A 15,444-nucleotide genomic window follows, 5' to 3' on the forward strand; every position below is an offset into this window, starting at 1 on the left:
AGCTGCTCTATTTTTACTGCCTCCGCCAGGCGACCGCTACCTCCTCTAACGAATCTCTGGAACGCTATTCGCCCTTTTTCCCAGCTTCAAGCCCCCTAACGAATCTGAGCGGCGTTATTAAGCGTATCCGGGCATGAATTCGGCACTTTTTTACACAATAGCGTTGCTCAGATTCGTTACAGCACAGACTGGCCTTCTACAGCCCAAATAACGTGTGCAGGATTCGTTAGCCGTCCTTCCAAAAACTCAACAACTGGCTGAAAGAAACGTTATGATTAGCCTCCAGGCATTAGCGCCGCATAGCGCGGTCTCAAGTCTTGGACAGATTGGTCAACAACCCTCAAAAAAGCAAAAGACTCCACCCCTGCACGGGTGAAGCCTTCAGACAAGAAAAAACGCCGGAACCAGATGTAATCTGGCGAAAGGGTCGGGTAGCCGCCCGCACTTTCTTACGTTTATTATCAACTCAATCATACCATATGCAGACAATAATGTGAGCCTATTGGGTTCTTGCCGCCGCTAGACAGACCCCCCCATAACTTTAAAAAGCCCGGAACTCCTCACAGGGAGTCCCGAGCTGCTCCTAATCCCCTTATTAAATCCGCTCAATCGTAAACGCAAACGCCAAATCCTCATCCGCCTTGATCCGGTATTCCTCATGGACCGGTGCGCCCCAGCTGTCGTCGCCGCCGACGCCCATCTGGCGGCCGGCCACCGTGATCACGGTGTAGTGAACCGGCGGCAGCTCGTAAGGATGGTTCGCGTTCTCCAGCTCGAAAGCCGTGTACGGAGAGATGCTGCATTCGACCGGCTGTGAAGCAGGGGCGGTAAGCCTGATGCCCCGGCCATCCTTATCCGTTATGCTAACGCGGCGGACACCGGTGCGATTGCCTGACTCCTGCGGAACAAGGTAGCCTGCCACATTGTCCGCTGCTGTATTGCGGAACGTGCACAATCTCGCGCCATGGGCACGGTCGCTGTAATTCTCCTTTGGTCCCATCGCATACCACTCAAGCTGATCATAATCGGCAGGCACCTTGAAGGAGACACCGACAATTGGAATATCCGGCAGCCCCGCAGTGCCTTCGTAGCGGGACACGACACGGACACTTCCATCCCGCAGCACGGTATAGGCAACCGTCATGCGCACCTCTTCACTAACCGCAAAACGGTACTCGAATGCCACCGTAATGCCGCTCTCTTCTTCTGTTACCTTCACATCGGTGCACCTGCGGGCATGGCTTGCCATGAACCAGACCCCGCGCTCGAAGCCCATCCGTGCGCCCTTATCGTTGTCCGTGGATGCCCGCCAGAACTGCGGCGCAGGCGGATAGGCGATCATCTCGCGGCCCGCATAGCTGAGTGAAACGAGGCTGCCCGCTCCCTTGGAGAACAGCACACTGAAGTCCCGGCCATGAACGCCGATGTTAACATCGCCTTCGACCAGACGCAGGCCGTTCGCGCCCGCAGCGGAACCAACAGGCGCTGCAGCAGCACTCTTCTCCACCACAAACACATGCTGCCCGAACGCCACCTCATGTCCGGCATCCGCCCACAGGTTGGACTCCCGCAGCTGCAGTGACGCGTCAATGGTGTATTCGCCCGGCTCCGCAGGCTGCGGCAGATCATGCAGGACACGTCCTTCCTCCTGCGCCTCTACATTCAGCTCGATTACGCAGCCAGTCAACGCTTCGCCTTCCCGGTACAGCGTGCATACAAGCTCGTAGGCATCCGTGCCGGTGAACAGGTTCTCATTCTTCACGGTTACGCCTTCCCGGTCCGCCGTCAGCTTGATATTCTGGTACAGGAACTTGACCTCCTGCATCTTCGGCGAGACCTTGCGGTCCGCATACACAATGCCGTTCCCGCAGAAGTTGTAGTCGGTCGCCCGGTCGTCGAAATCTCCGCCGTACGCCAAATATTCCTCGCCATAGCGGTTCTTCTTCATGATGGCCTGGTCGATATAATCCCAGATGAACCCGCCCTGGTACATCGGATATTTCTGCTCCAGCTCCGTGTACTTGTGCATGCCGCCGACCGAGTTGCCCATCGCATGCATGTACTCGCAGCTGATATACGGCTTCTCCGGATCATTCTGCAGATATTCCTCGATCTGAGCGGGCTTCGCGTACATCCGGCTTTCCATATCGCTTGTCGCACTGTAGTTGCGGTCGTAGAACACGCCCTCGTAATGCACCAGCCGGCTAGGGTCAACGGAGTGGAAGTACTTCGTTACGTTCAGCAGCACTTCGCCCGCGTAGGATTCGTTGCCGCAGGACCAGATCAGGATCGAAGGATGGTTCTTGTCGCGCTCGTACATCGAGATCGCACGGTCCATAACAATCGGCTCCCACTCCGGCCTGCTGCCCGGCACGACCCAGGAAGGCTCAACCGCGCCCATCTTCTGCCACGAGCCGTGCGTCTCAAGGTTCATCTCGTCGATCAGATAGATGCCGTACTCGTCACACAGCTCATACCACAGGCTCTGATTCGGATAATGCGACGTACGCACTGCATTCAGGTTATTTTGCTTGATCGTACGGATATCCCACAGCATATCTTCCTTGGTCACAGAGCGGCCTCTGCGGCAGTTGAACTCATGCCGGTTAACGCCTTTGAACACGATCCGCTTGCCGTTTAAGTGCATGATCCGGTCCTTCATCTCAAACCGGCGGAAGCCCACCCGCTGCGGCACAACCTGCACCAGCCGGCCCGCCTCGTCAAACAGCTGAATATACAGCGTATATAAGTTCGGCTCCTCCGCGCTCCACAGCTTAACTTCACCCGCTTCAAGCACAAGCTCCGTTACCTGCTGCGACAAATCCGCCTCGACCGAAGCAATAGTGTCGCCCGAAGCATCACACAGCCCCAGCAGCACACCGCCTTTGATAAGGGAATTGCCGCCATCCCCCCGCTGCGCAGCAGCCAGGTTCAGCCGTACGGACAAGCTGCCCTGCTTATAAGCATCATCGAGCTCTGCCCGGACGGACAGGTCCTGCACATGCAGCTCAGGCACGGTATACAGGTACACATCGCGGAAAATCCCGGAGAACCGCCAGAAATCCTGGTCCTCCAGCCAGCTTCCTGTGCTGCGCTGGTAGACCTCAACGGCAAGCCTGTTCTCTCCATCCTGCACATGCTCAGACAGGTCAAACTCCGCCGGTGTAAAGCTGTCCTCGCTATAGCCGACGAATTTGCCATTAAGCCATACGTAGAATGCCGACTCCACTCCCTGGAAGGAGATGTACAGCGGCTTGCCCTTCATCGCTTCCGACACCTCAAACCAGGTCAGGTAGCTGCCGACCGGATTGTGATCCTGCGGGATTTCCGGCGGACGAAGATGGTCATAGCCATCCCAAGGGTACATCGTATTCACGTACTGCGGCCTGCCATGACCCTGCAGTTGAATATGCCCCGGCACCTCAATCTCACCCCAGCCAGCCGCCGGGAAATCCTGCTCATAGAAGCGTTCCGGCCTGCTTGCCGGGTTTACTGCATAATGAAACTTCCACATGCCGTTCAAGCTCTGCCGCATCCCCATAGGTCCTGCCTCAATTGCTTCTTCAACCGTGCTGTAATAGCGGTGGTCCGAATGCGCCGGCAGCCGGTTAACCCCGAATACACTCACATCTGTCAGCCAATCCAATGATGGTTTTGCTGCTTGCATCATGTCCTGCTCCTCTCCGGTTACTGGCCTGTCATGCCATCCAATACCTGCTTCACTCTATTATTACTTCACAGACCCCATCATCCCTGCAACGAAATGCTTCTGCATCAGGAAAAATACCAATGCTGTCGGAACAGTCGCGATCACAATCGCCGACATGATGACACCATAGTCAGGCGAGTAGCTGGAGCCGAGGGTCGAGATCACGAGCGGCACGGTCTGATTCTCCGGCGATTGCAGCACGACCAGCGGCCACATATAGTTGTTCCAGCTTGCCATGAACGTAATAATCGCCGCGGCCGCGTAGGTCGTCTTCATCGTCGGCATGTAGATGCGGAAGAACAGACCCAGCTCGCTCAGACCGTCCATCCGGCCGGCCTCCAGCATATCCTTCGGAAACATCTTCGTGCTCTGCCGGAAGAAGAAGATCAGGAACGCCGTTGTAATAGTCGGCAGCACGACAGCGGTCAGCGTATCGATGCCGATCGTTGGCACGGTTCTTGATGCGCTCGCGAACATCCGGTATAGCGGCACCATCAGGGACGCGAACGGAATCATCATCGACAGCAGCAAAATGTTGAACACAATATCCTTGGCCCGGCTGCGGTACACCTCAAAGCCGTATCCGGCAAGCGAGGAAATCAGCAGCGCCAGCAGCGTTGTCACAACAGATACCTTCAGGGAGTTCATCATCGCGTTCATGATATCCACCTGACTCGTCAGGTTGCGGATATTCTCCATCAGGTGCGAGCCTGGGAGCAGCCGTCCCTTGGTGACATCCACTGACTTGTTCGTCGCGCTTACCACCATCCAGAGGAACGGGAAGATCGAAATCACGGACGCGCCGATCAGGAATGCGTAAGTGAAGATACGTCTTGGTTTTATCATTTGCGATCACCTGCCACTTTGAACTGGATGATGGACAAGACGATAATCATAATAACAATCGAGTAGGACACGGTCGCCGCGTAACCGAAGTCAGCCGTATACTTGAACGACAGATTGTAGATGTACTGGGAAATCGTCAGCGTCGAGTTGCCCGGCCCGCCGCGCGTAATATTCATAACCTCATCGAACAGCTGCAGGGTACCGATTGTCGACGTGATCGACGTAAACAGGATAATCGGCTTAAGCAGCGGTACCGTGATGCTGAAGAACTGGCGCGTGGACGAAGCCCCGTCGATCCGGGCCGCTTCGTAGATCGAGTTATCGATATTTTGCAGCGCCGACAGATAGAAAATCATGTTATATCCCGTCCAGCGCCAGGTGATCGCAATGACGATCGTCACCTTCGCCCAGAACGGATCGGTAATCCACTGAATCGGCTGGGCGATCAGATGCAGCTTCATCAGCGCCATATTCACGATGCCGTCACCTGCGAACAGATATTTGAAGACAACGGAATAGGCAACCAGCGAAGTAACGCAGGGCAGGAAGATCGCCGTCCGGAAGAAGCCCTTGAACTTCAGCTTGCTGTCATTCAGCAGCACCGAGATGAACAGCCCAAGCAGAATCATCGCCGGCACCTGGATAATCAGATAGATGAAGGTATTGCCGACTGCCGTCAGGAACGTCTTATCAATGAAGAGCCGCTTGTAGTTATCGAGACCCGTATATTCGAGCCTTGCCCCCGTCCCCGTCTTGAAGGACAGCAGCAGCGCCTGGAACATCGGGTAGAAGTAGAACGTGATGATCAGAATAACCGACAGGCCTACGAAGAGCCAGCCGATCAGATTCATTTTCTTATGACTGCTCATCCCCGTCTTGACGTTAACGCCGCCGTCCTTGCCCAGGGCAGGTTTAGCCGCTGCGCTCATTGACCATCTCTCCTTTCCTTCTTATGAGAAAATAAAAACCTTGGCGCGTATCCGCCTGCTCCTAAAGCCGCCTTATTCAGGAGGGAGCAGGCGAACGCCCAAGGTCAACGGGTTATTTCAGCTGTGCTTCCGCCTGGGCCTGGGCATCTGCCAGAGCCTTATCCAGGTCTTTGCCATTCAGGTAGTTCTGCATTTCAACAATCAGGATATCTTCAATCGCATAAGTGTGCATGCCGTAGTTCACATTCGGAATTTGCTCGGTCCACTTGGCGAAGTCCGCCACAATGTTCTGGCCGCCGAAGAACTCGTCGCTCTTCTCATAGGCTGTACCGGCTGCTGCTTCCTTCAATGTGCCAAGCGCGCCGATATCGGTCAGCAGCTTCTGGTACATCTCCACATCCGAGCCGAACGTCTTCGCCAGGAAATCCGCCGCCGTCTCCGAACCCGGCACATTCAGCACATACCAGGAGCTGCCGCCAAGGTTGGAAGCGTGAACCGAATCCGGCTGGTTGGCCAGGACTGGAAGCGGAGCAATCGCCCACTGGCCAGCCTGTGAAGCTTCTGCCTTAATGGAAGGCGTAATCCAGTTGCCGGTCGGCACGGATGCCACCTCACCGCTGTTGAAGCCGGCTACGAACTGGCTCCAGTCCGAATGCATGCGGACGATATTATTTTCCATCATGGCCTTGTACACCTCGAACGCTTCCTTCAGCGCCGCATTATCAGCCAGGTTCGGTGTTGTGCCGTCTTCCTTCAGCACCCATGACCCTGCCGACTGAACCATCATACGAAGGATGCCGAGGTCATTCGGATCAAGTGAGATCATATTCTTGCCCGTCTTCTCCTTCACAGCCTTGCCGATCTCGATATACTCGTTCCAGGTAATGTCCTGCAGGTCTTCTACCGAGTAGCCCGCCTGCTCCAGGTAATCCGTTCTCACATAGAGGCCGGTGACACCGGAATCGAACGGTACGCCGTACTGCTTGCCGTCATGGCTGGTTGGCCCGATCTTATAGTCGGCAAAATCCCCTGCGTTAATGTTAGAGGACAGATCGACGAACATATCCGGGTACGCCTGCAGGAAGCTCTGCGCACGGTAGTCCTCGATCAGCACGATGTTCGGCAGCCCTTTGGTCGTTCCGGAGTTAAGGCCGGTGTTCAGCTTCTGGATAATATCATTTTGCGCGTATTCAATGACGTTGACTTTCGCATCCGGATTGTCATCCGCGTAAGCAGTCTTGGCAATTTCCAGTGCCGCGATGTTGAAGGACGGGTCCCAGGCCCAGATGGAAATTTCCTTCGTTGCCGAGCCAGAATCCGTTCCCCCGGCATTTGAGCTGCCTTCCTGGTTAGATGAGTTCGACGAGCATGCAGTCAACATCAGCATACCAGCGAGCAGCAGTGTCCATGCTTTCTTCATTGCGTCTCTACCCCCTAAAATTGTGTGCAAGCACTGTAATGTAAGCGCTTGCTGTGTGATGTCTTTATGTTATCACCTGTGCTAAATCGTCCGTTAGTACGATCTTTATCTTGACTTGTGTTATTATTGTCACTCTTGTATCCGCTTTCTTTTAGCTGTTGTACTTTTTTTAGAATTTGTATTTTCTTTTGAATTTGGACAAGAATTGCACCCCATCGCTCCTATATCTAAAGCATATGGAATTATTTGGGCGCATAAATGGTTAATATAGACTAAAAGGAGCTTCTCCTCCTCGGATGGAGGCCAGCTCCTTCAATCCTGTTCAGGCGGTGATAACTCATGTCGAGCAGCAGCAGAAGGATTTTCAAAGTGATTATGATCATAGTTGGCTTATTCGTCGTTCTACACATAGTAGGAGTACTTTTGTATCTGTTCACTACATCTTCCAGCTAGCGGATATTAAACGGTTTCCTTCGGCAGCCGGACCCGCACCTTCGTCCCTTCACCCGGCTGGCTGGAGATGGTAACGCCGTATTCTTCGCCATACAGCAGCTTGATCCGCTCATGCACATTGATGACACCGATGCCGGTAAACAGCTGTCGCTTACTCTTCGGATTCGGCAGGGTGTTGTCAGATACGCCCTCCATGCCGTCGCCGTTATCCACCACCTCGCAGATAAGCGTGTGCCCCTCCGAGGAGATCAGCACATGGATGAAGCCTTCTTCCTTCTTATTAAACGCGTGAAAGAACGCATTCTCGATGAAGGGCTGGATAATGAGCTTCGGCACCCGGGCCTGCATGCAGTCCGGCATTACAAAATAGTTCACCCTGATCCGTCCGCCATAGCGCACGTGGTTAATGAACACATAGTTCTTCAGATTAGCCAGCTCTTCTTCAACTGTTATCGTCTCACTCACGTTGCTGATGGTATTCTGCAGAAGCGAGATCAGCGCGTTAATGGTCTCCGCCGCCTTCTCCTTGCTGCCCTGCTGGACCAGCATTTTCACCGAGGCCAGTGTATTGTACAGAAAATGCGGATTAATCTGCCGCTGCAGCGCCGCAAGCTCCGCATTCCGCTGGTGCCTCTGCGTCTCCACGAGCCTGTCAATATACGCATGCAGCTCATCGAGCATATAGTTATAGGCTCTGCCAAGCTCCCGGATCTCATAGCTGCCGGTGACATTCATATAATTGCCAAAATCATGCTTTGTCACATTGGACATCCGGCGTACGAACAGCGTCAGCGACTTAGTGATCTGCCTGGAGATCAGGAATACGATAATGAGTGCAGCCGAGACGATAATCACGCAGATGAGCACGATTGTCTTCATGTCGAAGATCTGGTTCAGCGCAAGATTCTTGTCGATCATATTCACCAGGTAAAAATCATACGAGGGCAGATAATCCGCCACCAGAATGCTGTCGTTGCCGAACACTTCAGCCTGCTTATAATCGAGGCTAGTATCGTTGATTTCCCTCGCATGCCTTACGAGCTCCTCTGAAGTCTGGCCAATCAGCTCCTCCCGGTTGCTCGAGAGAATAACGCCTTCCCGGTTCAGAATCAGCACATCGTTGCCTTCGCTCGTGAAGTTCGTATAGAACTGCTTGAACTCCCGCTCGCGGATCGTCACATACATTGTGCCATAGATATCGCCGGTCGTCCGTTCCATCAGCGCCTTCGTCGCGACAAGCAGCGGCTCTCCGCCTTCCCCTTCGGCAGACTCCTCATTATAGTACTGATACATCAGCCGCTTCGGCTCCAGGAGTGTAGTCAAGGTCAGGCGGTGCTGCTTCAGCTCCTCCGTGCTCAGTGTAAAATAAGTCCGGTCGGTCGCATAGTTCCGCCCATTCATGCCGACAAGCGTAATCCCGACCTCATAGGCATCCACGTTCGACTGGATTCGCTTCATCTGCTGGTTCATGCTGTAATAGGTCTTCGCGACTGTCAGGGAGTCGGACTCCCCTTCTGTCAGGAAGCTCTTAATGGACCCGCTCTGCAAGATATTGTTCGCCGCCGTCACAATGCTGTAGTTGAACGACTCGACGCTCGTCTTAATCTGATACAGAACCTTCGAATTCGTTATGCTAAAGGTTTTCATGAACAGGCGCTCCGACATGCGGATCGTGGTTAGTGACGTCAGCGCCGAGACGGCGATAATGCTAATGACCATGACAATGAAGATCTTCGTGAACAGCCCCTGGTAACGAAAAGCATTTAAAAACCGCTTCATAACCCGCGCTCTTCTCTCTGTCCCAGATGCTGCTTGCGGTATTGGCTCGGCGACAGTCCGGTGAACTTCTTGAACACCTTGCAGAAGTAGCTGTGGTCCGAATAGCCGACCAGCCCGCTGATCTCAGAGATCATCGGCTCTTGAGCCCGCAGCAACTCCTCGGCCCTGCCAATGCGCAGCCTGTTGACATACTCGTTAAAGCCCTCCTTATTATGCGCAGCGAAGTAGCTGGACAGGTAGGACGGGTTGAAGTGAAAATGCTTGGCCACCTCCGTCAGGGTAAGCGGCTCGCTGTAGTGCTCGGCAATATAGTCCAGCAGCTTCTTCATGCCGCTTGGTCCGGCGTTCTGCTGCCTTGCCGACAGGCAGTTCTCAACCTGCCCGATGAACGCTGTCAGCAGTCCGGTCGCAGTCTCCGCATCATCGGCCTCTTCGATTCCGCGCAGATAGCTGTATTTCGCTTCCTCCAGCTCCTTCGTATCCACCTCAAGGTTGCCGAGAAGAACGGTAATGTTGAAGATCAGGTTGCCAAGCAGGGACTTGAACTCGAATACGTCCACCGTATGGTTGCCGGCCAGCGCCTTCACATGAGCCTGCAGATAGGCGAAGGCTGAATCGTAATGCCCCCTCTTCATCTCATCAGTAAACAGGTTAAGGTTGAAGCGGATGTCCGCCTCGCCGGGCGCCCGCAGCTCGCTGTGTATCAGCACGGTCTGCTTCGGGTAGAAGAAACGGTACCCCGCAAGCTTCTTGAAGCTCTCTGTATAGACATGCTGCAGCTCTCTTAGGTCTGTGAAGGCATCGCTAACGAGCCAGCATAGTCCCGGTTCCCGTTCGGCTGTAAGCGCGGCTGCGCTTTTTACCATATGCTTGACCTCTGATAAACCGCCTCTGTCCAGGTTGATTAGATAGCCTATTAATCCCCCGTCCTGCGGCAGCGGCTGCCATGCCATCCGTTCGGAATAACCTGCAAGCTCCCCCGATATCTTCTCACGAAGCCGGGTACCTGCGCCTTTATCGCCAGCTGACAGCCGCTTCACATCCACACCGATCAGACAGAAGCTGTTGTAAGGGAATGCTTCCTTCAACATGACCGGATCGGCATCTGCCTCGTATCCCGACAGCAGCTTATCGATAACCTGCTCAATCTTAGCCGGGCCGCTGCCCTCACCCGGAGCTGCCAGCTGCAGGGCGGGAATCCGCTCCGCAGTGCGGCGGAGAACCTCCAGCAGCTCACGCGCCTCCAGCTTTGGCTTCAATATATAATCCGCCACCCCGCTCTGGAAGGTGGAGCGGACGTAATCGAACTCCCCGAAGCTGCTCAGCACGACGACCTCCACTTCGGGGTAATCCGCTTTTACAATCCGGGTAAACTCCTCCCCGTCCATTACCGGCATGACGATATCCGTAATGACGATATGCGGCTGCAGCTGCTCTACCATCCGCAGCGCCTCCTCGCCGTTCGATGCCTCGCCAATAATAACGAAGCCCTCCTGCTCCCAGTTCAGGTGATGACGGAGACCTTGTCTGACCAGAATCTCATCATCCACAATCAACACTTTGCACAGCTCTGCCAATGCTTCTCCCCCTGCTCCGGTGTCCTTAACAGCCTATATGGTTAAGGTTCTGTATATTCAGCACAGTTAATGGTTAACCATGCGACTAACTAACCATTGAATGATAGCGATTACAGCTTATCTTGTCTAGGGATGCTTCGTCCTTATCATCCACTCTAAATTATAACAGAGCATCGGCTGTTTACGATTTGCAATTCATCCCAGTGAATTTCATCCAGTGAATTAGAAAAAATTAACTCACACCCCGTTGACAACACGGACAACTTAACGTTATAGTAGAGCCAACTGAAGAGAACTCCAAAGGGGAGTAGCTGTTACAGCAACAGTCGTCATTACGAGGTTCCCACCTCCGGCGTTGCTGGCAACCATTCGTTGTTAGCGAGACCTTTGCCCACTGTTTATTCATGCTGGGTAAAGGTCTTTATTGATAAGGGCCTTTACCGCAGCTGGCGGTGAGGGCCTTTTCTTCGTCATTTTGCAGGGAAGGGGGATGCGGTACCTGGGCAGTGATAAACATTCACCGCTCTGGGCACACTCTCCGGAGTATGAAATACATAGTCCGGGTAACATATTACACAGGTTCTTAGAGGAAGGGAGTAATGATTACTAATGGATATGTCTATCTTACTGGAATACGGCTGGGTGCTTCTCGTACTGATCGCACTTGAGGGACTCCTGGCTGCCGACAACGCACTCGTTCTCGCTATCATGGTTAAACACCTTCCGGAGGAAGAGCGGAAGAAGGCCTTGTTCTACGGCTTGTTCGGGGCTTTCGTATTCCGTCTCGGCTCACTCTTCATCATCTCGTTCATGGTTAACGTGTGGCAGGTGCAGGCAATTGGCGCGCTTTACCTGCTGTTCATCGCGCTCAATCACCTGCTGCGCAAATATTTGGCACGGGGCAAGGAAACCCCTATTGAGCAGGCGATTGACGGAGAAACCCCCGGCAAGAAAAAAGGCTCCGGCTTCTGGATGACTGTGTTCAAGGTTGAGGTTGCCGATATTGCCTTCGCGGTGGATTCCATTCTCGCAGCTGTGGCGCTTGCGGTTACCCTTCCTAATTTGGGAATTGGCAAGATTGGAGACATGGACGCCGGCCACTTCATCGTTATTTTCCTCGGCGGCTTCATCGGTCTTGTGATCATGCGTTTCGCAGCTACGGTCTTCGTTCGCCTGCTTCAGCAGCGTCCGGGACTCGAAGTGGCAGCCTTCATGATCGTCGGCTGGGTCGGCGTGAAGCTCGCTGTTTATACCCTGGCTCACCCGGCACTGTCCATTCTGCCGGAAGGCTTCGAGAAGAATCCGATCTGGAAGGGTACCTTCTACTTCGTCTTGATTCTGATCGCGGTTGTCGCCTGGTTCGTCAGCAAGCCGGTTGATGAGACGAAGACGACACCGGAACCGACCCGTTAATCAGCACTGTACATTGCGGAAGAAACAACAGCTAGACCTGACTGAGGGATATGATAAAATGAGGATTGGAACATCTTTCAGCAGCAGAGCCGTTAGATACAGCCAGACAACCGACCAGAGACTTTCCTTCTACGTGAAAGGTGTTCAACACTGTTAGCTTAGAGGAGATGATATCGGATGGATCATTCGGTTCAAATCGAGTCGCGGTTTCGTATGGAGCATACGCTCCCCAGCGTGTACAAGAAGATGATGGAGCTTGATGCGGCGGTAGCCGGCACAGGCATTGATCCTGCTCTTCTTGAGCTGATCAAGATCTATGCATCTCAGCTGAACGGCTGCGCCTTCTGTGTCGATATGCATACCCGCGATGCACGGGAGAGCGGCGAGCAGGAGCGGCGGATTTATCATCTGTCTGTATGGCGGGAATCCCCGCTGTTCACGCCAGCCGAGCGAGCGGCGCTAGAGATGACCGAGGCACTGACACTGGTTGCCGGCCGGCACATTCCGGATACGCTCCGCAAGGACGTCATCCGTCATTTTGGCGCCGAAGGTGCCGCGCAGATCATGATGGCGATCGTCACCATCAACGCGTGGAACCGCATCGCGATCGGCACCGGCAAGCGGCCAGAGGCTTGAATGAAAACCTGTGAAAGTGACAGACCCGCAAGGCTAATTAGCCTTGCGGGTTGTTTAGTTCACCCAACGGCTTCAGACTATGCTTCATAAGCGAGGCAATTTTCCGCTCGTCTTCATTATTGCTTTTCTCCAGCTCATGGATTACTAATTCCCGTCGTTGTATGGAATGGTTTTGGCTTAACTTTGCTTTCCCTTCGATGTTGGTAATCTTCATTTTGAAGGCCTGAATGCCTTTGTTCAATCCGCTCAGAAGCTCCGGGTTCACATCCTGCAGCTTGTAGGAACTATCACTGGCCTCGTACTTCAATACCATGTCATTCAGAGCGGCCATCAGCTCCTGTTCATCGTCAATAAGTTCAACCTCTCCATAGACATGAATGGTCACATAGTTCCAAGTTGGAACTGCCTGATTGGTCTCATACCAGGATGGCGAAATATAGCAATGAGGACCATGAAACACTGCTAATACAGTCTGATTTCTAATATCTCTCCATTGAGGATTCGGGCGGGCAAAATGTCCGTAAAGGTACGTCTGCTGTGCATCCAATAGCAATGGCAGATGAGTTGCATAGGGTGCTCCATCATGTTGAGAAAATAAGGTGGCAAAGCTGTTTTCTCTCATAACCTTATGAATCGACGACAGTTCCGTAATTGTGAAATGTGAGGGGATGTACATGTGGCTATTGCGCTCCTTCCAATGTTTCTGTTATCAAATCACAAGCCTTCATCTGATCCGTATTCCCGCTTGTTCCCTTTCTTCACATAATCCCAGTCGATCTCTACATTTTTTCTGATTCTCTGAAGAAAATGAAACAGCAATTCCGTTTCTTCCGGGTTGAAGCCTGCTAGTGCAGCCTTGTTGGAATGATCCCCTTCCCGTTTTAAGAAAGGATACACGTTATCACCCTTCTCAGTGGTAAACAGCCTTTTGATTTTCTTGTTTGTGTTGTCGTTTTTCTTCTGTATAAAACCTTGCGACTCCAGCCTTTGAATGGCCCGGGCTGCTGTTGTGCGGTCGACCTTGATCATTTCCGCCAGCTTTTCCTGAATAATGCCCGGATTCTCATATATTCGCACCAAATATAGATACTGGCCCTTTGTAAGATTCACTTCCTTGAATTCGATATTGCTTATCGAGTCTAAGGCTCTCGCTATCATGCCAATTTCACGAAGTATTTCTCTCATTTTACTCACCTGAAGCGATTGTTCTGGTCATAATCAAATCCGTCTGCTCTTCATCCCCCATCGTAAACGCATGAGCTCCGGTTTGCACAAACCCAAATTTCTCGTAAAAAGCAATCGCTTTTTCGTTCTTTTCCCAAACTCCCAGCCAGACCATCTTCTTCCCCAGCTCTGCAGCCACTTCCACAGCCTTATCGATCAGATATTTACCAAGTCCATTCTTCTGAAATTTTTGCCTTATATATATCCTTTCGATTTCGAGTGATCTCTCACCCATATGTTCAGATTGGGCAGTACCTGTGTTTATCTTTAAATATCCGGCGGCTTCACTATCCTTATAAATCAAATAGAAGTCCGAACAGGGGTTGTTCAATTCCCTTTCGAGCTGGCTGATGTTAAACGCCCTTTCCAAATAGGCTTTCATATTGTCAGCAGAATTCTGGTGCCCGAATGTTTCCTTAAAGGTTTCAACACTAATGTCTTGAAGAATATTCACATCGGCGAGCGTACACTTTTTGAGACTAATCATGAACCAGTCACTCCTTTATATGAAACTTGTCATCAAGCTTACAGTCATTATGTTGCAAATACAACAATAATGCAACCATTATAAAAAAAGGAACCGCCGGGGGCTATCTTCCCCAGCGGTCCCTTCGTCTATGATTCTTTACTGCGGCCGGAGCAGTACTTAATCCTTCTTCGGCACCTCGCAGCCGTCATCCGTGCAGATTCCTGCCTCAATTGTTGTGTCAGCATCCAGCGCCTTACCGGTTGCTTGATCCGCTGTGTCGGATTCTCCGTGTTCCTCAGCCCAGGCCTTCTCCAGCACTTCAAGGAACACCTCTGCCGGCTGTGCGCCTGACACGGCATACTTGTTATTCACCACGAAGAACGGCACACCACGCACGCCCAGCTGGGAGGCGATTTCTTCATCAATATGGACCTTATCCGAATACTGATCGCCTGAGAGCACCTCATCCGCCGCTGAGCGGTCCAGTCCGGCTTCACCTGCGATCCGCAGCAGGGTTTCCCGGTCGCTTAGGTTATCTGAATCCGTAAAATAGGCCTTGAACAGCAGCTCGGTAAGCGCCTCGCGCTTGCCATGATCTGCAGCAAAGTGAGTCAGCCGGTGCGCGTCCAGCGTATTCGTCACCTGCATGGTATCGAAGCGGAACGTCAGCCCCACTGCAGCAGCCTGCTCACCGACATTACGGTTGGCCTCAACCGCCTGCTCCCGGGTCATTCCGTACTTAGCGGCCAAAGCCGTATGGATATCCTGCTGTGGTTCACGAGGCGTTGAAGGGTCCAGGCGGAAGCTTCTGAACACCATCGTTACATCATCCTTATGCGCAAACTGCGACAATCCCGACTCAAACCGGCGCTTGCCTATATAACAGAACGGACATGCAAAGTCCGACCATACATCTACATTCATGACTGTCACTCCCTTGAGGTTAGTAACTTTCATTATAGCATAGTTTACCGCAGGAGCACATCATA

12 protein-coding genes are annotated in these 15,444 nt (G+C 52.8%); 2 read left to right on the top strand and 10 right to left on the bottom strand.

What is annotated here, in order from left to right; all coding sequences use genetic code 11:
• Window positions 1–595 precede the first annotated feature (595 nt).
• The 6 genes from lacZ to DNH61_RS05605 form a co-directional block, all read right to left on the bottom strand.
• Window positions 596–3,667, bottom strand: a complete 3,072-nt coding sequence (gene lacZ, locus DNH61_RS05580; protein WP_111145880.1) for a beta-galactosidase, LacZ type — start codon at window positions 3,665–3,667, stop codon at window positions 596–598.
• A 63-nt stretch (window positions 3,668–3,730) separates the two neighbouring features.
• Window positions 3,731–4,555 (bottom strand): carbohydrate ABC transporter permease, encoded by an 825-nt coding sequence (locus tag DNH61_RS05585; protein ID WP_111145685.1) that lies wholly within the window; start codon window positions 4,553–4,555, stop codon window positions 3,731–3,733.
• Window positions 4,552–5,424, bottom strand: coding sequence for a carbohydrate ABC transporter permease (locus tag DNH61_RS05590; RefSeq protein ID WP_181438607.1), 873 nt, complete (start codon window positions 5,422–5,424; stop codon window positions 4,552–4,554). The genes DNH61_RS05585 and DNH61_RS05590 overlap by 4 nt, the downstream gene beginning before the upstream one ends.
• A 172-nt stretch (window positions 5,425–5,596) precedes the next feature.
• Window positions 5,597–6,904, bottom strand: a complete 1,308-nt coding sequence (locus tag DNH61_RS05595; RefSeq protein ID WP_111145687.1) for an ABC transporter substrate-binding protein — start codon at window positions 6,902–6,904, stop codon at window positions 5,597–5,599.
• 459 nt (window positions 6,905–7,363) lie between these two features.
• Window positions 7,364–9,136, bottom strand: a complete 1,773-nt coding sequence (locus DNH61_RS05600; RefSeq protein WP_111145688.1) for a sensor histidine kinase — start codon at window positions 9,134–9,136, stop codon at window positions 7,364–7,366.
• Window positions 9,133–10,713 (bottom strand): response regulator transcription factor, encoded by a 1,581-nt coding sequence (locus DNH61_RS05605; protein ID WP_111145689.1) that lies wholly within the window; start codon window positions 10,711–10,713, stop codon window positions 9,133–9,135. Before DNH61_RS05605 ends, DNH61_RS05600 begins: the two co-directional genes overlap by 4 nt.
• A 609-nt stretch (window positions 10,714–11,322) precedes the next feature.
• Between DNH61_RS05605 and DNH61_RS05610 the strand changes: the two genes are divergently transcribed.
• Together DNH61_RS05610 and DNH61_RS05615 are read left to right on the top strand one after the other, a co-directional pair.
• A complete protein-coding gene (locus DNH61_RS05610) occupies window positions 11,323–12,126 on the top strand; it encodes a TerC family protein (protein WP_111145690.1) in 804 nt (267 codons plus the stop codon).
• Between the two features lie 195 nt (window positions 12,127–12,321).
• Window positions 12,322–12,762, top strand: coding sequence for a carboxymuconolactone decarboxylase family protein (locus DNH61_RS05615; protein WP_111145881.1), 441 nt, complete (start codon window positions 12,322–12,324; stop codon window positions 12,760–12,762).
• Between the two features lie 37 nt (window positions 12,763–12,799).
• Here the strand turns inward: DNH61_RS05615 and DNH61_RS05620 are convergent, their stop codons facing one another.
• From DNH61_RS05620 to DNH61_RS05635, 4 genes are all read right to left on the bottom strand, one after another.
• The gene (locus DNH61_RS05620) at window positions 12,800–13,438 is read right to left on the bottom strand and encodes an FMN-binding negative transcriptional regulator (protein ID WP_111145691.1); all 639 of its coding nucleotides are present in this window, start codon (window positions 13,436–13,438) and stop codon (window positions 12,800–12,802) included.
• A gap of 38 nt (window positions 13,439–13,476) precedes the next feature.
• Window positions 13,477–13,947 (bottom strand): MarR family winged helix-turn-helix transcriptional regulator, encoded by a 471-nt coding sequence (locus DNH61_RS05625; protein ID WP_111145692.1) that lies wholly within the window; start codon window positions 13,945–13,947, stop codon window positions 13,477–13,479.
• A gap of 1 nt (window position 13,948) precedes the next feature.
• Entirely contained in the window at window positions 13,949–14,473 is a 525-nt protein-coding gene (gene paiA / locus DNH61_RS05630; RefSeq protein WP_111145693.1) for a spermidine/spermine N(1)-acetyltransferase, read from the bottom strand.
• Window positions 14,474–14,632: 159 nt separating this feature from the next.
• Window positions 14,633–15,379 (bottom strand): DsbA family oxidoreductase, encoded by a 747-nt coding sequence (locus tag DNH61_RS05635; RefSeq protein WP_111145694.1) that lies wholly within the window; start codon window positions 15,377–15,379, stop codon window positions 14,633–14,635.
• Between the last annotated feature and the right edge of the window lie 65 nt (window positions 15,380–15,444).

Origin of the sequence: Paenibacillus sambharensis, from assembly GCF_003233845.1 — a bacterium.
GTDB lineage: Bacteria > Bacillota > Bacilli > Paenibacillales > Paenibacillaceae > Paenibacillus_I > Paenibacillus_I sambharensis.